The sequence below is a fragment of the Streptomyces xiamenensis genome, assembly GCF_000993785.3.
Lineage (GTDB): Bacteria > Actinomycetota > Actinomycetes > Streptomycetales > Streptomycetaceae > Streptomyces > Streptomyces xiamenensis.
In genome coordinates this window covers 2,683,034-2,701,247 of sequence record NZ_CP009922.3, presented here as the reverse complement: position 1 = coordinate 2,701,247, position 18,214 = coordinate 2,683,034, and the positions used below count along the sequence as shown (strand labels likewise).

The window sequence follows — 18,214 nt, the reverse complement described above, 5'->3', positions numbered from 1 at the left end:
GGTAGGCGGTAGGTGTGAGCCGATGTGACTCATTCAGAAACCCACCCGCGCCGTACAACCTTCGCGGGGGAGAGAGTGTCCAACTGGCGTGGCAGAGGTCCTGGAATTCACCGCAATGGCACCTCCACGTCTCGCGCGCCCCAGGGATCCGGAGCACGACGCCGGCGGGGCCACCGGAGGGATGCCCGTGATCGCGCCGCTGCCACCCGCCGCCTCCGGTCCGCCCCCGGCCGCCACGTCCGGCACCTCCGCACCGGCGTACCGGCGCACCGCCCAGGACGCGGACGCCGTCATGGCTGAGGGCACCACCACGGACCACCTCACCGAGACCTACCGGGCGCACTACCGCTCGCTGCTCGGCCTCGCCGCGCTGCTGCTCGACGACATCGCCTCCTGCGAGGACGTCGTCCAGGAGGCGTTCATCCGCGTCCACTCGGCGCGCGGCCGGGTGCGCGACCAGGAGAAGACGCTCGCGTATCTGCGGCAGACCGTCGTCAACCTCTCCCGCTCCACACTGCGCCGCCGCATCCTGGGGATGAAGCTGCTCTCCAAGCCGATGCCGAACATGGCCAGCGCCGAGGAGGGCGCGTACGAGCAGCTGGAGCGCGCCGAGCTGATCCAGGCGATGCGCGGACTCCAGCGCCGCCAGCGCGAGGTGCTGGTGCTGCGCTACTTCGCGGACATGACGGAGGCCGAGGTCGCCAGCACGCTGGGGATCTCGGCCGGATCGGTGAAGGCGTACGGTTCGCGGGGCATCGCCGCGCTGCGGGTCGCCATGGAGGCGGCCCGATGACCGACCGCGATCCGGATCCGCCGAAGGGACGAGAACCCGGCGGCTGGGGTGGCGGCGACCGGGAAGGGGCGGACGGCGGGGCCGGCACCACCTCCGGTCCCGGGTCCCGCCCCGGGGACAGGGGTCTGCCCGGCGACGACTGCGACCTCCCCGCCCTGCCCGAGGGCATCGACATCCCCGACAGCCCCGGCCAGCTCTCCGACGAGGAGACGCTGCGCCGCCTGCTGCACGACGCGGTCGGCGTCATCCCGGTCCCCGATGTCTCGCTGGAGGTGCTGCGGGAGGGCATCGCCGCCCGGCGCCGCCGCCGGCGCCAGCTGCTGCTGAGCACCGTGGCCGCCGTCGGCGTCCTGGCCATCGGGGCCCCCGCCGTCCTGGAGGCGACGGGAAACGGCGGGCGGCGCGGCAACGACCAGGCGACCGGGCTCGCCGGGGAGAGCACCGCCGAGGGCGAGACGGTGCCCTCGGGCGGTACGGACGCCGGCGCCGAGGCGTACGACGGGATCGGTGAACCCCCGCTGGGCGGCGAACATCACGGGACCGACGACGGGCAGGCCCACCAGCCGGACGGGACGAGCGGCGCCGTCGCCGAGACCGGCGCGCCGTACGAGGGCGAGATCACCGGCATCGACTCCCCGCGCTGCTCGGCCGGTCAGCTCGGCGCCGTGAGCGCGGTGACCGAACAGCCCGACGCGCAGGGCAAGGTGTACGGCACCATCCGCGTCGCCAACGTGTCCGCCGAGCCCTGCCGGGTCAGCGGCTCGGCCGACGACCTCGCCGTTCTGCCGGCCCCCGGCGGCACGGCGGGCGACGTCCAGATCGCCGACCGCGCCGAGGGCGACCGGGCCACCGGGCTGCCCACCCCCGATCAGGCGGTCGCCGAGCTGGTGCTGCCGCCGGGCGAGGCGTACGAGGTGCGTTTCGCGTGGGTGCCCAGCGGCAGCAGCGCGCTGAGCACCGTGTGTGCCGTGCAGGCCGACCCCACAGGGCTGAGCACGAACGCCGGCGCCGCCCCGGACCCGGTCTCCGAGCTGGAGGGCGGTGCCGCGGGCGCGGGCGGCTCGGACGGTCCGGGCAGCGGTGGCGCGGACGGCGGTTCGGGCGGCGAGTCCCCCGGCGTCGACCAGCCGAGCGCGGGGAACGGCATCGGGAACGGCGGCGGGGGCGACGGCGACTCACCGGGCGGCGGCAGCAACGGCAACGGGAACGGCACGCCGGGCAGCGGCGGCACCGACCCCTCCGGCGGCACCTCGGACCCCGACCCCGACCCGTCCGACAGCACCGTCGTGCTGCGCTACACCCCGCCCGCCGGCGGCCCGGCCGTCGACATCCACCTCGAGGGAACCTGCAACGGGACCGTCTACCGCACCGGCGTCCTGGAGTCGCCGAGCACCCCGGCCGGCTGACCGCCGGGCGGCACCCCGTACCGTGGGCACGTGTACCGGTTTCTGCTGACTCCCCGATGGTGGGGGATCAACGTCTTCGTCGCGCTGTCCATCCCGTTCTGTCTGGTGATGGGCTTCTGGCAGCTGGACCGTTTCGAGGGCCGGGTGGACACCCACCGCGAACGCGAGGAACAGGCCGCGCGCGCCGAGACCTCCGAGCCGCGCCCGCTGCGTGAACTGCTGCCCGTCACCACCGCGACGCTGGGGGAGCAGGCCACCGTCACCGGTACGTACGACCCGGAGCAGGAACTGCTCGTGCCGCGGCGCGACCTGAACGGGGAGCGCGGCTACTACGTGCTCACCCCGCTGCTGCCCGCCGACGGCGGCGACGCGCTGCCGGTCGTGCGCGGCTGGCTGCCCGGTGAGGCCGACCCGGCCGCGGTGCCCGCCGCGCCGTCCGGCGAGGTGACGGTCGTGGGGGCGCTGCAGGGCGCCGAGTCGCCGCGTGACGTGAGCCCGCCGACGGGGCTGCCGCCGGGGCAGCTGGGAGTGATCGGGGCGGCCTCGCTGATCAATGTGCTGCCGTACCCGGTGGAGAACGCCTGGGTGACGGTGCGCGAGGCGGAGGCCCCGATGCTGCCGGTGCCGCCGGCGTCGGCGACCAACACCGGCCTGGACATGAAGGCGTTCCAGAACCTGGGGTACACGGCGGAGTGGTTCGCGTTCATCGCGTTCGCGCTCTTCATGTGGTACCGGTTCTTCCGCCGCGAGCTGGAGGCCCAGCACGATGCCGCGCTGGGCCTCGGGACGCCCGTACCGGCGCCGGCTCAGGACCGGGCCCGGGAGGAGACCCCCGCGGACCCGGACCAGGACCCGGTCAGCCCGGCAGATGCTTCAGCGCGAACTCGATCTCCATCCGCGTCTGCTTGATCCGCTCCTCCACCACCAGCGAGCCGTGCCCGGCGTCGTACCGGTACACCTCGTGGGTGGCGCCGCGCTGCTTCAGCCGGTCCACGTAGTTCTCGATCTGCCGGATCGGGCAGCGCGGGTCGTTGAGGCCCGCCGAGATGTAGACCGGCGCCGTCACCTCGTCCACATAGGTGATCGGGGACGAGGCCCGCCAGCGCTCCGGCTGCTCCTCGGGGGTGCCGCCGAGCAGCGTACGGTCCATCGCCTTCAGCGCCTCCATCTCGTCGTGGTAGGCGGTGACATAGTCGGCCACCGGCACGGCCGCGACACCGACCGTCCACAGCGCGGGCTGCACGCCCAGGCCCAGCAGCGTCAGATAGCCGCCCCACGAGCCGCCGCTGAGCACCAGCCGCTGCGGGTCGGCGAGACCGGTCTCCACACACCACTCACGGACCGCGGCGATGTCCTCCAGCTCGATGAGCCCGATGCGGTGCCGCAGCGCGTCCGTCCACTCCCGGCCGTAGCCGGTCGACCCCCGGTAGTTGACGCGGACCACCGCGAAGCCGTGGTCCAGCCAGGCGGCCGGGGCGGCGGCGAAGGAGTCGCTGTCGTGGTGCGTGGGGCCGCCGTGGATGTCGAAGACCGTCGGGAACGGGCCCTCGCCCTCCGGGCGCTGCACGAGCGCGTGCACCGCCCCGCCGGGGCCGTCCACCCACACGTCCTGCACCGGCACCGAGGACGGGGCGATCTCGCCCGGCGGGTCCAGCACGGTGGCGCCGCTGCTGGACTGCACCCGCGGCGGCTCGGCGGCCGAGGACCACAGGAACTCGACCGAGCCGTCCGGCCTGGCGGTCGCCCCCGAGACGGTGCCGGCCGGGGTGTGCACCTGGGTCAGCTCGCCGATGACGTTCCCGTCCAGGTCCGCGCGCCACAGTTCGCTGCGCGCCCGGTAGTCGTGCTCGATCAGCAGACCGGAACCGTCGGCGTACCACTCGGCGCCCACCTCGCCCGGCAGCTCACAGGCCAGCTCCCGCTGATCCCCGGTGACCGGGTCCCAGATCAGCAGCTCCCAGCGGCCGTGCCGCTGATGCCCGAGCAGCAGCCGGCTGTCGCCGTCCACCGGGGCGAAGCCGAGTACGGCCAGGCCGAGTTCCTTGGTGGCGCCCTCGGTGTCGTCGAGCTCGGCGACGAGGGTGCCGTCCAGCCGTACGACGCGGACGGCCGAGTGCATGGCGTCGCCGTGTTCGGTGTGTTCGATGGCCAGCAGCGTGCTGTCGTGCGACAGATCGCCGACGCTCGCGGACTCGCGGTGCCGGTAGATCTCCGCCGGCGCCTCGCCGGGGCGCGCCACATGGATGGTGGAGCCGACGTCCTCGGTCATCCGGCCCACCGCGACGGTGCCGTCGCGGCCGAAGGCCAGACCACCCGAGTACGCGGGCTCCAGGCCCTCGACCGCGATCTCGTCGGCGCCGCCCGCGAAGGGCTGCCGGCGCCAGACGCCGAACTCGTCGCCGTCGTTGTCCGCGAACCACCAGATCCACTCGCCGTCCGGGCTGATCGTGCCGTGCACGGTGCCGTTGGGCCGGTCGGTGGCCTGGCGCCGGGAGCCGGTGGTGCGGTCCCAGGCGTACAGCTCGAAGGTGCCGGTGGCGTTCGAGATGAACAGGGAGCGGTGCGGGGCCTCCAGCGCCCACTGGGGCAGGCTCAGGCGCGGGGCGCGGAAGCGCCGCTCCCAGTCGGGGACGGTGGTGATCTCGTCCGCCTCGTGCGCGCCGTCCGTGCCCTGCCCGTCCTGGGCCGGTGTGTGATCAGTCATGCGTGCCCGGAGCTCCCTCGCTGTCGCTGTCGTCGATCTCGACCTGGATCTCCACCTCCACCGGGGCGTCCAGCGGCAGCACCGCGACGCCGACCGCGCTGCGCGCGTGCCGGCCCGCCTCGCCCAGCACCTCGCCGAGCAGTTCGCTGGCGCCGTTGATGACGCCCGGCTGCCCGGTGAAGGACGGGTCGGAGGCCACGAAGCCCACGACCTTCACCACGCGCACCACGCGGTCCAGGTCACCCGCCACGGAGGCGACGGCGGCCAGCGCGTTCAGCGCGCAGATCCGCGCCAGCTCCTTGGCGTCCTCCGGGCTGACCTCGGCGCCCACCTTGCCGGTGCGCGGCAGCGCGCCGTCCACCAGGGGCACCTGGCCCGAGGTGTGGATGTAGCGGCCCGAGCGCAGTGCCGGTACGTACACCCCGGCCGGGGCGGGCACCGGCGGCAGGGTGATTCCCAGCTCGGCGAGCCGGGCCGCCACGCGCCCGGCGCTCACTGGGTCTTCTCGCGCTTGAAGTACGCCACCAGCTGCTCGGGGTTGGCGGGGTTCTGGAGCACCTGCACCAGTTCCCAGCCGTCCTCGCCCCAGGTGTCGAGGATCTGCTTGGTCGCGTGCACCAGCAACGGCGCGGTCGCGTATTCCCACTTGGTCACGGTCGTCATGGCGCCCACTCTAACGACCGAGAGCGGTACGGCCGGGGCGTCCGCCCAGGTGGGGATCGCCCGCCGGTGGGCGCGGCCGCGGATTCCGGTGATTCTCGGCCGGGAAGGGATTGTCGATCATCGCACCGGGCACACTGCCCTGCGGAGGCCCTAACCGGCCGCCGCGTAACCTCCGTCACTCTCGTCAGCGTTCTCGTACTCGCAGCGGGCTGTCTCCAGCAGCCGGCGCCAGGACGTGACCGTGGGGCGGCGGCGCAGCAATGCGCGTCGTTCCCGTTCGGTCATACCGCCCCAGACGCCGAATTCCACGCGGTTGTCGAGTGCGTCGGCGAGGCATTCGGTGCGCACCGGGCAGCCGGTGCACACCGCTTTGGCGCGGTTTTGTGCCGCGCCCTGGACGAATAGTTCATCCGGATCTGTGGTGCGGCAGGCCGCCTGCCCACTCCAGTCGGTGACCCAGCTCATGACCGGTGCCGTCCTCTCCCGAATCGAGGCTCCCCCACGGCGGCAAGTGGCATATTCACCTTGCCGGTTGAGGACGTTACGGAAGGTGGCGGGAGCGCAACACCCCCAGCGGGCCCCATTTTGAATGGCCCGTTCGGACTAGACAGCGTCGCTGGTCACCCACGTGAGTGAACGCCGAACAAGATCCGCATGTCGGGCGAGGGTTGCTGATAGCAACAGTTCGGTGCATATGACAAGAGCGATTTCGATATCCCACTCCCATGAGTGAAGATCGTTTGACGCCTCTTGTTTTGTCCGATGTATGGGCAGCCTAACGAACGCCCGGCCGCCTGTCCGGCGTTTGACCGCTTACGCTGGTGTCCATGGGTAGGAAGCGCCCGGGAGGCGGGCTGAGCACGACTCAGCAGATGGCCAAGTTCCTCGGGGTCAGCGTGCTGTCCGGGGCCGTACTGGCGGGGCTGGCGCTGCCGGCCGTCGGCGCCCTGGGGCTGGCTGCCAAGGGAACGGTGCAGACCTTCGACGAGATCCCGAGCGAGCTCACGCGGCCACCGCTGAGCCAGAGCACGATGATCCTGGACGTCGAGGGCAACAAGATCGCGGAGGTGTACTCCCGTTACCGCACGGTGATCGAGGCGGACGAGATGGGTCCGTACGTTCGCCAGGCGCTGGTGGCGATCGAGGACGCGCGCTTCTACGAGCACGGCGCGATCGACCTCAAGGGCGTGCTGCGGGCGCTGAACCGCAACGTCACCGAGGGCGGCGTCCAGGAGGGCGCCTCGACCCTCACGCAGCAGTACGTGAAGAACGTCTTCGTCGAGGCGGCGGGCGACGACGCGGAGGCGGTGGCCGAGGCCACCGCGCAGAGCGGCGCCGAGGGCATGGGCCGCAAGATCCGCGAGATGAAGTTCGCCATCCAGCTGGAGCAGGAACTCACCAAGGACGAAATCCTTACCAATTACCTCAATATCACCTATTTCGGACAGCAGGCGTACGGAGTCGAGGCCGCCTCGCAGCGGTACTTCTCCAAGCCGGCCGCCGACCTGGAACTGCACGAGGCGGCGCTGCTGGCCGGCCTCGTCCAGTCCCCGAGCGCCTACGACCCGGTCAACTCCCCGGACAAGGCGCTCAACCGGCGCAACACCGTCCTGGAGAAGATGGTCGAGTCCAAGGACATCACCCGCGCCGAGGCGGACGAGGCCAAGGAGACGGATCTCGGCCTCAACGTCTCCCGGCCGCAGAACGGCTGCATCACCGCCGTCCACGACGCCGGCTTCTTCTGCGACTACGTGCGCAAGGAGATCCTCAACAGCCCCGTCTTCGGCGAGACCGAGGAGGAGCGCAGCGAGCTGTGGCGCATCGGCGGCCTGCGGGTGCGGACCACCCTGGACCCCACCGCCCAGGCGGCCGCCGCCCAGGCGGCGAAGGACGGCGCGTACGAGGACGACGAGGTCACGGCGGCCGTCGTCCAGATCCAGCCGGGCACCGGGCACATCCTGTCGATGGCCCAGTCCCGTCCCTACGGCCTGGACATCTCCGCCAACGAGACGACGCTCAACCTCAACGTCTCCAGCTCCATGGGCGGCACCACCTACGGCTTCCAGCCCGGCTCGACATTCAAGCCGATCACGGCGGCCGTGGCCCTGGAGGCGGGGATCAGCCCCGCCGAGACGTACAGCTCGGACCGCAAGATCACGCTGCCCATGAACGAGTTCAAGGACTGCGAGAACAAGCCGCTCGGCTCCGCAGAGGAGCGCGAGTGGTCCGTGCAGAACGAGCGGGAGGACATGAAGGGCACCTGGGACATGAGCGATGCCCTGGGCCAGTCCGTCAACACCTACTTCGCCGACCTCGAACGCCGGGTGGGCGTGTGCGAGACCGTCACCCTGGCCGGTGAGATGGGCGTGCGCGGCGGCAACGACGCCGAGCTGCCCGCCAGCCCGTCCGCCACGCTGGGCGGTCTGGAGACCACCCCGCTGATGATGGCCAACGCGTACGCGACGTTCGCCAACCGCGGCACCTACTGCGAGCCGGTCGCCATCCTGTCCGTGACCGACAGCAACGGCGACGAGATGGACGTGCCGGAGGGCAACTGCACCCAGGTCATGTCGGAGCACACCGCCGACACGGTGAACCAGATGCTGAAGGGCGTCGTCGAGGACGGCACCGGCCAGACCGCCGGCCTCACCGACCGGGAGAACGCCGGCAAGACCGGTACCTCCGACAACCGCAGGAACGTGTGGTTCGTCGGCTACACCCCCGAGCTGTCCACCGCCGTCCGGGTGGGCGGCGACGCGACGCTGATCCCGATGGAGAACATCTCGATCGCCGGCACCACCTGGGAGAAGGCGGGCGGTGGCAGCGTGGCCGGCCCGATCTGGCGGCAGGCCATGACCGGCGCGCTGGCAGGCGTACCCGGCTCGACGTTCAACGAGGTCGACGTGCCGCGCGGCGACGACAAGAAGGATGACAAGAAGGACGACAAGAAGGACCGCGACCGCGACAACAACGGCAATAGCGGCGGCAACGGCGGAGGCCCGGACATCGACCTGGGTGACTGGGGCAACTGGGACGACTTCGACTGGGGCGACAACCGGCCGGGCAACGGCTGGGGCCGTGACCGCTGACCACTGAGCGGCACGGTGAAGGGGCGGTGGTCGGACACGACCACCGCCCCTTCACCGCTGTCCGCCGTCGCTACCCGGCCAGGGTCCGCTTCACCAGCCCGGCCACCCGTCCGCCGTCCGCCCGCCCCGCGACCTTCGGGGACACGATCTTCATCACGGCGCCCATCGCCCGCGGACCCTCGGCGCCGCCGGCCTTCGCCTCGGCGACCGCGTCCGTCACGATCGCGGCGAGTTCCTCGTCGCTCAGCTGCTGCGGCAGGTACTCCGAGAGCACCTTGCCCTCGGCCCGCTCCCGCTCCGCCTGCTCCGCCCGGCCGCCCTTGTCGAACGCCTCCGCCGCCTCACGCCGCTTCTTCGCCTCGCGGGCGATGACCTTCTGCACGTCGTCGTCGGAGAGCTCACGTGCCTCCTTGCCGGCCGTCTCCTCGTAGGAGACGGCGGTGAGCGTCATCCGGAGCGTGCTCGATCGCAGCTCGTCACGCGCCTTGATCGCCGTGGTCAGATCGTCGGAGAGCCGGGACTTCAACGTGGTCATGCGGTCATTGTGACAGGCGGTACGGAACGCCGGCCCGGGCTGCCTACGATGGGACGCATGCGCGCCCGCTACGCCGCCCCGCTCGGCATCGCCGCCCTGGGGGCCGCCACCCTCGCCTACGCCGCCGGCTTCGAGGTCCGGTCCTTCCGACTGCGCCGGGTCACCGTGCCGGTCCTGCCACCGGGCATGCGCCCGCTGCGGATCCTCCAGGTCTCCGACATCCACATGGTCGGCGGCCAGCGCAAGAAGCAGCGCTGGCTCCAGTCCCTGGCCGCCCTCCGCCCGGACCTGGTGATCAACACCGGCGACAACCTCTCCGACCCCGAAGCCGTCCCGGAGACCCTCGACGCGCTGGGCCCGCTCCTGGAGTTCCCCGGGGCGTACGTCTTCGGCTCCAACGACTACTACGCGCCCAAGCTGCGCAACCCCGGCCGCTACCTGGTGGAACGCGTCCAGGGCCGGCACGGCCTCAACGGCAACGCACCGGCCGTGGGCGTCCCGCGCAACCCGTGGTGGGAGCTGCGCGACGCCTTCGACGAGGCGGGCTGGGTCAACCTCACCAACACCCGCGGCCGGGTCAAGACGGCTGGCGCCGAGATCGCGCTGACCGGCCTGGACGACCCGCACATCAAGCGCGACCGCTACGGCGAGGTGGCGGGCGGCCCCGAACCGGGCGCCGACCTGTCCCTGGCCGTGGTCCACGCCCCGTACCTGCGCGTGCTGGACGCCTTCACGGCCGACCGCTACCCGCTGATCCTGGCCGGGCACACCCACGGCGGCCAGCTGTGCGTGCCGTTCTACGGGGCGCTGGTCACCAACTGCGACATCGACCCGGACCGGGTAAAGGGCCTCTCCACCCACGAATCCGCGGGCGAACGCTCCTACCTCCACGTCTCCGCAGGCTGCGGCACCAACCGCTACACCCCGGTCCGCTTCGCCTGCCCGCCGGAGGCGTCGCTGCTCACGCTGACCCCCCGGGACAGCTGACGGCGAAACCTGATTTCGCGTACGCCCCCGGGCCGGGTAGAGTAAGCCTCGCTGCACCGGGGTGTGGCGCAGCTTGGCAGCGCGCTTCGTTCGGGACGAAGAGGCCGTGGGTTCAAATCCCGCCACCCCGACAGAGAAACACCAGGTCAGGCCCGGTGCTGAGAGATCAGCACCGGGCCTGATCTGCTTTGCCACCCCGTTTTGGGAGCCATTTGGGAGCCGACTTCCAGAACCGGCTCCCCGGCGGCTCCCAGTGAGCGGCCTTCCGACGTCCAGCCCGCTGTTTGCCGCTCACGCTGGGAAGGGGTCATCCCTACGGTTGTGCGAGGCGGCGCGCCAGATGGCATTGCGGAAATCCTCACCGAGGCACACGAGAGGGACGACGTTGAGTTCGCCGAACTCATGTCCGCCTTCAACTGGAACGATGTCGGCGTCGCTGGCGTCAGTCTCGCCCACAGCGCAGCCAAGGCCGCGACCTTCTACTCCTGCTCTAGTGGCCTCGACAAGTCTCACCATGCCAAGTATCCGACGGTGGGCGTCCTACCCGACGCGCAGCGCGCGGCGATGATCGCCGACCTGGCGAAGTGCAGCGACTGCGGAGTCGGTCAGCAGTGGGGCCGCTGGTACCTATACGCCAGATCAGTGAGCGCACTCCATGGCTTGGGCAAGGCGATCCTGACATGTCGGGCAGCCTTCGACGCATTGCCAGCTCCGACGTGGGCCGAGGGCCTTGAAGCGGAGCTTGAGCACATCAGCGACTACTGAGACATCTGGCAGACTAGAGCAGAAGGTCAATCCGTGAAGAACGCCGAGCCCAGAATCTGGTCGCATGTGACTTCACCCGGCCCCCTGTATCTGCCGGTGAGACCAGGTGCAGGGGGCAGGTTTGGTGACGACTCTAGTAGCCCAGGTGAGCGGTTCATCCTGCGCCAAGCACCGGCACCTAGGAGCTGGCCACTACTCAGCCCAGTCCACGATCAGACGTCCAGTCTACACTGCGTCGAGTCGTCCTTTTCATCGCTTTGCTCCTGCTTGCTCTATGTCTCCGCCCTAAGCGATCACGAACGACGCCTGCAACACTCGTTCGCTCTTCACGCCTCAGCTCACCACCAGGATGACCTGAGCACCCAAGACACAGGCCACAACAACATCACGACAGGTCAGCGCCCCAGCAGCTCGACCGCGGAACCGATTCCTATGGGCCGACAACCTGCTCTGGGCGTCCTTTCGATGCTGACTGGATACCAACGTTTGACCGAGAGCGCAGCTCGCCACGGATGCTCGCCAGCCCCATGTGTGCAAAAATCGCACACATGGAAGCAGTGCAGAGCTGGGAAGAAGTAGGCGAGCGAATCGCTGAGGCACGCCTAGCTGCGGACATGAGCCAGGGCGACCTGGCCTCCAGAGTAGGACTTGATCGCACAGCGATTGTGCGCATCGAAGCGGGGGACCGGCGCGTCTCCGCCCTTGAACTATCCCGCCTCGCTCAGGCGCTTGCCGTCCCTCTGGCACACTTCCTCTCCCGTCCGCCAGCATCTCTCGTGTCCCGTAGAGCCACGCTGGAGGACGTGTCGGACCAGGCGACTCGCGCCAGCTACCGCCTCGATGCCTGGCTTGAGCAGCACGCTCGCAACGCCCATTGGCTCATCGCGGAAGGCTTTCTCACGCCCCCGCGCTTGGATCCTTCCCTCCAACGGACGGACGGCCAGGCCGACCCAAGCACCCTCGCCGCAGCAGCGCGTAAGGCCCTGGATCTGCCATCGGGCCCGCTGGGGCCGATGGCAGATGTCGTGGAACAACTGGGCCTTTTCCTGACGGTCGTGGACGAGCCAGCCGAGGGGGCCTCGCTCCTGCAGGACGGATACGGCGTAGCCGTCATTAGCGGCGAAGCACAGCCCGGAAGACGGCGATGGACCGCTGCTCACGAACTGGGGCACCACCTTCTACAGGACGAGTACCACAGCGATGCTGGTGTGGCAGCCAGTCGGGATGAGCGCGAGCGGCAGATCGACCGCTTCGCCGAGTGCTTCATTCTTCCTTCCCAGGATGTACACAACGCCTGGAAGGAAGTCAAAGACCCGAGTAGCGTTCGGCCCACCATGCTTGCGTTGGCAGCCAGCTATCGAATGTCCTGGAGCGCGGTTGTGAAACGCGTGCGCAGCTTGGGACTGATCGACGGCGACGAAGCCAGAGGACAGAGAGCGAATTCACCAACACGGGGAGACTTCCTAGCTGTGCTCGGCGAACAGCCAATCCCTGACCTCGAGCCTGGCACGACTGGCAAGTTGTGGCGCAAAGCGGTACTGAACGCCTGGGAGACAGGCGCTATCACAGCTCCACGCACAATCGAGCTTCTTTATGACGCAATCACGGTAGAAGAATTGCCCACGCGCATCCTGGAGGAGCCACTGCCGTGAGTGCAGCCCCTGCCGCTACGGGAGCGCCCGCCAGCTTACTCGCTTGGGATACATCTCCTCTCTTTCATGCCATTAAAGCAGGCAAACTCGACGTTCTCGGTGATACCGCTCGGACCTGGCAAGGCGGCGGTCGGCGCAATGTGACCACCCAGACAGTCGTGGATGAGCTAGGTGCCTACGGGCTGAGCCTGGCGGGCGCGGATTGGCTTGACGTTGTACACGTCGATCACCTGAACGAGCTCACGGCACTGGTGAAGTGGATGGGAAGGGTCTCGGGCGATAAGTCGAATCAGGGGGAAGCCACTGTCCTTGCATGGGCCGAGGTCAATGGCGCAACAGCAGTAGTCGACGACGGAGATGCGCGGAGAATCGCCATCAGACACTCCCTATCCGTTTGTGGATCTCTGCGGATAATAGCGACCGCTGTCAGCGCAGGACACACAACTGAGTATGTGGGCAGTAATCTAGTCGACGCATTGATCGATACCGGAGCACGCTACCCTTGCACTCGTGGACAATTCATAGGTTGGGCCAAACAGAACGGGCTACTATAGTAATTCACCAACCGCGCCTCACCTGTGCGGTTATGCGACACGGACACGAGGCGAAGGATGAGTCAAGTAAGATTCTCTTTGATTAGTCTTGGATCACAACGCTTTCGCGTGATTCGAAAGGCTGCCTACCTGTCGCGCTGTTTCCTTGATGGCGTCACCGCGCGAGCCTCGAAATGAAGGCGGCAAAGGCTGGGAGGAGCCTTTGCTCCATAGTGTTCGCCTGTCTGCCGGAGAACCCCCGGCCAGACCGTGTGCACGGGGCAACAGGCTGTCTGTTGCAGTCGCCAGCTACCCGGTGTGGCGGAGGCAGTACTCAGTAGCCTCCTACTGAGATCCCACTGGGAGCCAGCAGAGCCAACCCACTCCTCAAGCCCCTTCGGCACCGCCCCAGGCCGCCCCATCCCAGCACTTGATCAGGAAAAACACCGAACTACCCCATGTCGGTCCCGCTCGAACCTCGTTCGGGACGGAGAGGTCGTGGCGTCGGACCCCGCCGCCCGGCTTCGTGCGACCAGGTCAAGGGCTTGGGGGCTGGCCCTTGGGTTGGGTCCTGTCCTGGGCTTCGCCTCTGGAGCCGACCTTGGAATCCAACTCCCGTGAGGGAGCCGGGCCGGGCTACCGGCAAGTTCACCGCGCGACCTGTGTCGGCACGAGCGCCGACCCGTAGGACCATCACATGCGCCGTTGACCCTTCCAGCGATCTACAGCTCGCCCTCCTGGCCCGGGTTAGTGAGGGCTCCCAACCTGTCACGTCAGATACCCCGCGAACTCGCTATCGCTGCCAGAGCCCTGAGGTAGCGGGGCACGTCACCATGCCCGAGAAAGATGGGAAGGGGCGAATAGAAGATCACCAAGGTCGGACGCTTCTATCTCCAGCACGGCCATCACCCGGGCCGACAAGCCCCCTGGCCGCGGAAGATCCGCCAAACAGCGGCGCTCCCGCCCCTCGCCTGCCGGCATCGGACGGGTGCTGGTCACCGAGGGCAACAGGCCAGTCGCTTCTCGTGCGTCCCCAACCCGAACGAGACGGAGCGTGCCCGCTACGGGAGGACATTCGACGCGGCTCATCAGTGTGCGCCCTGCCGGTACCACTCGAAGTGAAGCGGGCGGACCAAACGGTCTTCCTTCTGAGCCTGCGCGGTCTCATCGCCGGGCAGGCTTTCTACACGGGGAGATCGCGGCGTCCCAGAAGGGCTCGACCCGCTCCCGAGGCGGGTGAGGAATGACGCTCGCTTCGGCTGAACGGAGGGGGTGCGCCTTGAACCATTTTGAGACTCCCCCAGTCCGTCTTGGGTGGACCTCATTTGAGGGGAAGCACGGCAACCTGGAATCAATTGCGAAGCTAGCTTCGCAATCTGACGGAGTGTACGATCCTAGTATCGAAGCTCGGGCGCGCTCGAGCTAAGTGCGTGGGATGGGGCGGGGGTTCGTGGCTTCCTGTCCCGCTCCGCGGGCAAGACTGCTCGTCCAACAGCCGCCGCACCACCCCGCATGGTTCGCAGGCCCGGCAGGGCAGTGCGGCACATCATCCCCACGCAGTGCGCGGGGACAGGAAGGACAACCCAATGAGGATCGTCAACGTCCATCATGCATCGTCCCTGCCGCCCGGGACCAGGAGGGCCGTGCTGGTTCTCCTAGGGATCGTCGTGGTGGCTGTGGCGTGTGCGTCGTCCATGGGGCATGGCGCGGCCGCCGTGGCCATCGTCGCTGCCGCCCTGCTGACCGTGCTGGCGGAGGAGCTGGTGCGGACCGCGATGCGGACCTGGCTACGCACCGTCTGACCCGACCGAGGGCGTGTGGGGGAGCTATGCATGTACAGCTCCCCCACCCCCAGCAGTAGGAGAAGTTTCCCTGAGGAGAGAAGGACGAGGACACCGTGCGAGTAGGTGACGCATCCCTGGCTCACGTTGAGCAGGTCCCGCTTGGGAGTCTCTGTGAGGTGGCTGCCGGTCCGTCCGGATCGCTGCTCGACAGTCTGAACGACGGGCCCGACGGGATGCCGGTGATCTCTCCGCCGAATCTCACCGACCACAACACGGTGGACACCCGGCGGCTGCGGCGGGTGCCTTGGAGCGAGGCCAAACGGCTCTCCCGCTTCGCGGTGCGGGAAGGCGACCTCCTCGTGGTGCGGCAGGGGACACTCGGCCGGCTGGCGTTGATCGAGGCAGAGCACGCCACATGGTTCTACGGCTCGGCCTGTCTTCGTATCAGGCCCCGAAGTGAGCTCATCCTTCCCAGATACCTCGTGTCATATCTGTCCTATCCACCAGTGCAAAGGGCCATAGTGGGACAGGCCCTCCCGGGTACTGTCCCCTCGCTCAACTCAGCGATGTTGAACGCGCTGCCTGTCACCGTGCCGCCCTTGGATCGGCAGCACGCTGTCGTCGAAGCCCTGACCGATGTGGACGCCCGGATCAGAATTCAGAGGCAGATGGCCGACCGCTTGGAGGCGCTGCGGCCAGCCATCTTCGGAGAGCTGATTCAAGGAACGAGGCGCAAATGAGTCCCCTTGCCCTCGGGAAAATGACGCAGGCCCTCTTCGGTGCCGCCGACGTACTGCGCGGCAAAATGGATGCGTCACAGTACCGTGACATCGTCTCCGGGATGCTGCTCCTCAAGCGAGCCTCTGATCAGCCAGGCATCCTTCAGGTACCCGAGCGCGCGCACTGGTCCCACATCGTCGGTTACGAGGGCAAGGCACTGGGGCACGTGCTCAACGAGGCTCTATGGGAACTTGAGCGGTACAACCGGGATGAACTAGAGGGCGTATTCGAAGCTCTCGACTTCGACAGACAGCTGGGCCGTGCCGAGTTGAGTGCACTGGTCGATCAGTTCGACAAAATTCCGCTGAGTGACGACGATCTGGAGTTCGGCGATGTGCTCGGTCGTGCATACGACCTGATCCTCGGCACGTTCGCCGACAGTGCCGGAAAGCGCGGTGGGGAGTTTTTCACGCCCCGTTCTGTGGTCCGGCTGTTGACCCGCCTGGTCCGACCGCAAGAGGGACAGTCGGTCTACGATCCTTTCGCTGGCTCGGGAGGCATGCTCATTCAGGCCCGCCAGTACATCGACGAGCACGGCGGGGAGGGGGCAGACCTCGCCCTCTTCGGCCAGGAGGTGAACAGCGCCACGTGGTCCACGGCCCGGTTGAACCTTCTGTTGCACGGCATAACTGACAGCTCGGTGCTCCGCGGGGACACGCTGGTCAATCCACTCCATACACTGGAGGACGGGCATCTCAGACGCTTCGACTGTGTGCTGACCAATCCTCCCTTCTCGATGAACTACGCCAAGAAGGAGGTGAGGTACCCGGAGCGCATGAGGTATGGCTGGACACCCGAGCGGGGCAATAAGTCCGACCTGATGAATGTCCAGCATGTGCTGGCCACACTTCGTCCGGACGGCATCGGAGCGGTGGTCACGCCGCATGGCGTGCTATTCCGGGGCGGGGCCGAGGCCGAGATCCGCCGGGGAATCGTCGAAGACGCCCGGCTCGAGGCAGTGATCGGTATTGGCCCGAACGTTTTCCACGGCACAGCCATCCCTGCATGCATCCTGGTGTTGCGGGGCCCGAACGGAACATCAGCGGACCAGCGCGGCCAGGTACTGTTCATCAATGCCGAACGCGAAGTAGTAACGGGGCGATCGGAAAACCGCCTGGAGCCGCAGAACGTGGAAAAGATCGTGGGCGCCTTCCGCGAGTGGGCGGACATCCCCGGCTTCTCACGGGTGGTCTCGCTGGATGAGATTGCGGCGAACGACTTCAACCTCAACATTCGGCGCTACGTCGACGCCGGCCCGCCTGCCGAGCCACTGCTGGACGTCCGAGCGGCGCTGTCTGGTGGTGTGCCGCGAAGCGAAGTCGAGGCAGAAGCAGGGGCTTTCCTTGCTTTTGGTATCGGCCTCACTAGCCTGTTCACGGCGCAGGATTCTGACTACCTTGCATTCCGGAGCGAGGGCTGTGAGGCAACTGCGGCGCGCATCCCGGACCTGGCTGCTGTTCGAGAGCGGGGTTTCATCGATCACTACCGCGCATGGTGGAAGGGGACGGAATCACGTATTTGCGATCTCGCGGGCACGAGACAGCTGTTGATGTTGCGCCCCCGACTCATGGCCTCCTTCCGTGAGGAGCTCCTGAAGGAGGGGATCCTGGACCGGTACCAACTCGCCGGCGTTTTCGCGGCATGGTGGTCAGGTCGACAAGACGACCTTAGAAGCCTGGACCACCGCGGCTTCTCCGGGGTGATCGACCGGTGGGCGGCGGCCGACGGCCAGCGTTCGTACCTGCCTGAGCCCCTGGCGCACATACGAGTCCTTGAAGTTCTTGGTGACGATCTCCGCACTCGCTTGGAGAGGCTCGTCGCTGAGGAACGACAGGGACTGGTCGATCTCTATCTCTCATGGGGCGATCGATACGCGATCTCGCTCGCGGACTTGGAGAGGCAAAGTGAGGCCGCTGCAGCACGGTTGAGAGCTCGCCTGCAAGATCTCGGTTACACCGGACCGGCCTGACCTGGGTTAGCGCCGCATCGCATCCGCGCCGCCGCTGACCTTCTCTTCGGGCCCGTCTCGCTACTTTCGGACCGTCCCACCGCAGTTCTGATCAACCTGGCCCGTGCTGATCTCCAGCTCCTCGCTGGGAGCCACCTGGGAGCCGACCGGCTCCCCAAGCCCCTTCTACACCACCGCACACCAACCGAGGCCACCTGCCTGACCTGCGGAGATGCCATCACCCCAGGTGACTGGGCTGCTCGAACCTAATTCGGGACGAAGAGGCCGTGGGTTCAAATCCCGCCACCCCGACAGACCAGGGGCCCGATCCTTTCGAGGATCGGGCCCCTGAGCGTTTCCGGGACAGTTCTTCCTGCCGGTGACCGTCCGCAGAGGTGGGCCGGACTGTGACCCGGCCTCGCACCATGCCGTGTGGCGCGCGCCACATCCGGAGCCTGTTTCGGTGCGGGCCCTCTCTCCTTGCGCCACTCTCGTCGTGCCCATGAGCAGCAAGATCTCACACGGGGCATTGCGCAGAGATGCTGCGCAGAGATCGCGAGAACGGGTGGCGGACT

At 68.1% G+C, this 18,214-nt stretch carries 16 protein-coding genes and 1 tRNA gene; 12 read left to right on the top strand and 5 right to left on the bottom strand.

Features of this window, described 5'->3' with window-relative positions; all coding sequences use genetic code 11:
• The first annotated feature begins 181 nt into the window (after positions 1 to 181).
• The 3 genes from SXIM_RS12335 to SXIM_RS12325 are packed head-to-tail and all read left to right on the top strand — an operon-like array spanning position 182 to position 3,108.
• The gene (locus tag SXIM_RS12335) at positions 182 to 793 is read left to right on the top strand and encodes a SigE family RNA polymerase sigma factor (RefSeq protein WP_030735503.1); all 612 of its coding nucleotides are present in this window, start codon (positions 182 to 184) and stop codon (positions 791 to 793) included.
• Positions 790 to 2,199 (top strand): hypothetical protein, encoded by a 1,410-nt coding sequence (locus SXIM_RS12330; RefSeq protein WP_046723974.1) that lies wholly within the window; start codon positions 790 to 792, stop codon positions 2,197 to 2,199. Before SXIM_RS12335 ends, SXIM_RS12330 begins: the two co-directional genes overlap by 4 nt.
• 30 nt (positions 2,200 to 2,229) lie before the next feature.
• Positions 2,230 to 3,108 (top strand): SURF1 family protein, encoded by an 879-nt coding sequence (locus SXIM_RS12325; protein WP_046723973.1) that lies wholly within the window; start codon positions 2,230 to 2,232, stop codon positions 3,106 to 3,108.
• On the opposite strand, the gene SXIM_RS12320 is transcribed toward SXIM_RS12325, so the two are convergent.
• From SXIM_RS12320 to SXIM_RS12305, 4 genes are all read right to left on the bottom strand, one after another.
• A complete protein-coding gene (locus tag SXIM_RS12320; RefSeq protein ID WP_234306932.1) occupies positions 3,056 to 4,903 on the bottom strand; it encodes a S9 family peptidase in 1,848 nt (615 codons plus the stop codon). The two genes, SXIM_RS12325 and SXIM_RS12320, sit on opposite strands and share 53 nt — an antisense overlap.
• Positions 4,896 to 5,399, bottom strand: a complete 504-nt coding sequence (locus SXIM_RS12315) for a RidA family protein (protein WP_234306931.1) — start codon at positions 5,397 to 5,399, stop codon at positions 4,896 to 4,898. The genes SXIM_RS12320 and SXIM_RS12315 overlap by 8 nt, the downstream gene beginning before the upstream one ends.
• On the bottom strand, positions 5,396 to 5,557 hold the full coding sequence (sp36, locus tag SXIM_RS12310) for a Sp36 family protein (protein ID WP_106438433.1): 162 nt from the start codon (positions 5,555 to 5,557) through the stop codon (positions 5,396 to 5,398). The genes SXIM_RS12315 and sp36 overlap by 4 nt, the downstream gene beginning before the upstream one ends.
• A 159-nt stretch (positions 5,558 to 5,716) precedes the next feature.
• Positions 5,717 to 6,031 (bottom strand): WhiB family transcriptional regulator, encoded by a 315-nt coding sequence (locus tag SXIM_RS12305; RefSeq protein WP_030735489.1) that lies wholly within the window; start codon positions 6,029 to 6,031, stop codon positions 5,717 to 5,719.
• Between the two features lie 362 nt (positions 6,032 to 6,393).
• Between SXIM_RS12305 and SXIM_RS12300 the strand changes: the two genes are divergently transcribed.
• Positions 6,394 to 8,655 (top strand): transglycosylase domain-containing protein, encoded by a 2,262-nt coding sequence (locus SXIM_RS12300; RefSeq protein ID WP_046723971.1) that lies wholly within the window; start codon positions 6,394 to 6,396, stop codon positions 8,653 to 8,655.
• A 70-nt stretch (positions 8,656 to 8,725) separates the two neighbouring features.
• On the opposite strand, the gene SXIM_RS12295 is transcribed toward SXIM_RS12300, so the two are convergent.
• Positions 8,726 to 9,190 (bottom strand): GatB/YqeY domain-containing protein, encoded by a 465-nt coding sequence (locus tag SXIM_RS12295; RefSeq protein WP_030735486.1) that lies wholly within the window; start codon positions 9,188 to 9,190, stop codon positions 8,726 to 8,728.
• 57 nt (positions 9,191 to 9,247) lie between these two features.
• Here SXIM_RS12295 and SXIM_RS12290 point away from each other — a divergent pair, with 57 nt between their 5' ends.
• From SXIM_RS12290 to SXIM_RS12265, 8 genes are all read left to right on the top strand, one after another.
• Positions 9,248 to 10,177 carry a metallophosphoesterase gene (locus SXIM_RS12290; protein ID WP_030735484.1) on the top strand — a complete coding sequence of 310 codons (930 nt, stop codon included), beginning with the start codon at positions 9,248 to 9,250 and terminating at the stop codon, positions 10,175 to 10,177.
• Positions 10,178 to 10,234: 57 nt separating this feature from the next.
• Positions 10,235 to 10,308: transfer RNA gene (locus SXIM_RS12285), tRNA-Pro, on the top strand.
• Between the two features lie 190 nt (positions 10,309 to 10,498).
• The gene (locus SXIM_RS12280; RefSeq protein ID WP_046723969.1) at positions 10,499 to 10,942 is read left to right on the top strand and encodes a hypothetical protein; all 444 of its coding nucleotides are present in this window, start codon (positions 10,499 to 10,501) and stop codon (positions 10,940 to 10,942) included.
• A 548-nt stretch (positions 10,943 to 11,490) separates the two neighbouring features.
• On the top strand, positions 11,491 to 12,594 hold the full coding sequence (locus tag SXIM_RS12275) for a helix-turn-helix domain-containing protein (RefSeq protein ID WP_246156881.1): 1,104 nt from the start codon (positions 11,491 to 11,493) through the stop codon (positions 12,592 to 12,594).
• Positions 12,591 to 13,148, top strand: coding sequence for a PIN domain-containing protein (locus SXIM_RS28880; RefSeq protein ID WP_484422088.1), 558 nt, complete (start codon positions 12,591 to 12,593; stop codon positions 13,146 to 13,148). Before SXIM_RS12275 ends, SXIM_RS28880 begins: the two co-directional genes overlap by 4 nt.
• Positions 13,149 to 14,770: 1,622 nt before the next feature.
• Positions 14,771 to 14,929, top strand: coding sequence for a hypothetical protein (locus SXIM_RS27410; protein WP_168222764.1), 159 nt, complete (start codon positions 14,771 to 14,773; stop codon positions 14,927 to 14,929).
• Positions 14,930 to 15,024: 95 nt separating this feature from the next.
• Positions 15,025 to 15,651: a restriction endonuclease subunit S gene (locus SXIM_RS12270; protein WP_046723963.1), complete on the top strand. Its 627-nt coding sequence runs from the start codon at positions 15,025 to 15,027 to the stop codon at positions 15,649 to 15,651.
• 20 nt (positions 15,652 to 15,671) lie between these two features.
• On the top strand, positions 15,672 to 17,660 hold the full coding sequence (locus SXIM_RS12265) for a type I restriction-modification system subunit M (RefSeq protein ID WP_168222763.1): 1,989 nt from the start codon (positions 15,672 to 15,674) through the stop codon (positions 17,658 to 17,660).
• Positions 17,661 to 18,214: the final 554 nt, after the last annotated feature.

What these genes read in the sequence shown, in the direction of transcription:
- SXIM_RS12335 (WP_030735503.1), top strand. Translation starts at nt 182, where the DNA reads ATGCCCGTGATCGCGCCGCTGCCACCCGCCGCCTCCGGTCCGCCCCCG.
- SXIM_RS12330 (WP_046723974.1), top strand. Translation starts at nt 790, where the DNA reads ATGACCGACCGCGATCCGGATCCGCCGAAGGGACGAGAACCCGGCGGC.
- SXIM_RS12320 (WP_234306932.1), bottom strand. Translation starts at nt 4,903, where the DNA reads ATGACTGATCACACACCGGCCCAGGACGGGCAGGGCACGGACGGCGCG.
- SXIM_RS12305 (WP_030735489.1), bottom strand. Translation starts at nt 6,031, where the DNA reads ATGAGCTGGGTCACCGACTGGAGTGGGCAGGCGGCCTGCCGCACCACA.
- SXIM_RS12300 (WP_046723971.1), top strand. Translation starts at nt 6,394, where the DNA reads ATGGGTAGGAAGCGCCCGGGAGGCGGGCTGAGCACGACTCAGCAGATG.
- SXIM_RS12295 (WP_030735486.1), bottom strand. Translation starts at nt 9,190, where the DNA reads ATGACCACGTTGAAGTCCCGGCTCTCCGACGATCTGACCACGGCGATC.
- SXIM_RS12290 (WP_030735484.1), top strand. Translation starts at nt 9,248, where the DNA reads ATGCGCGCCCGCTACGCCGCCCCGCTCGGCATCGCCGCCCTGGGGGCC.
- SXIM_RS12275 (WP_246156881.1), top strand. Translation starts at nt 11,491, where the DNA reads ATGGAAGCAGTGCAGAGCTGGGAAGAAGTAGGCGAGCGAATCGCTGAG.
- SXIM_RS12265 (WP_168222763.1), top strand. Translation starts at nt 15,672, where the DNA reads ATGACGCAGGCCCTCTTCGGTGCCGCCGACGTACTGCGCGGCAAAATG.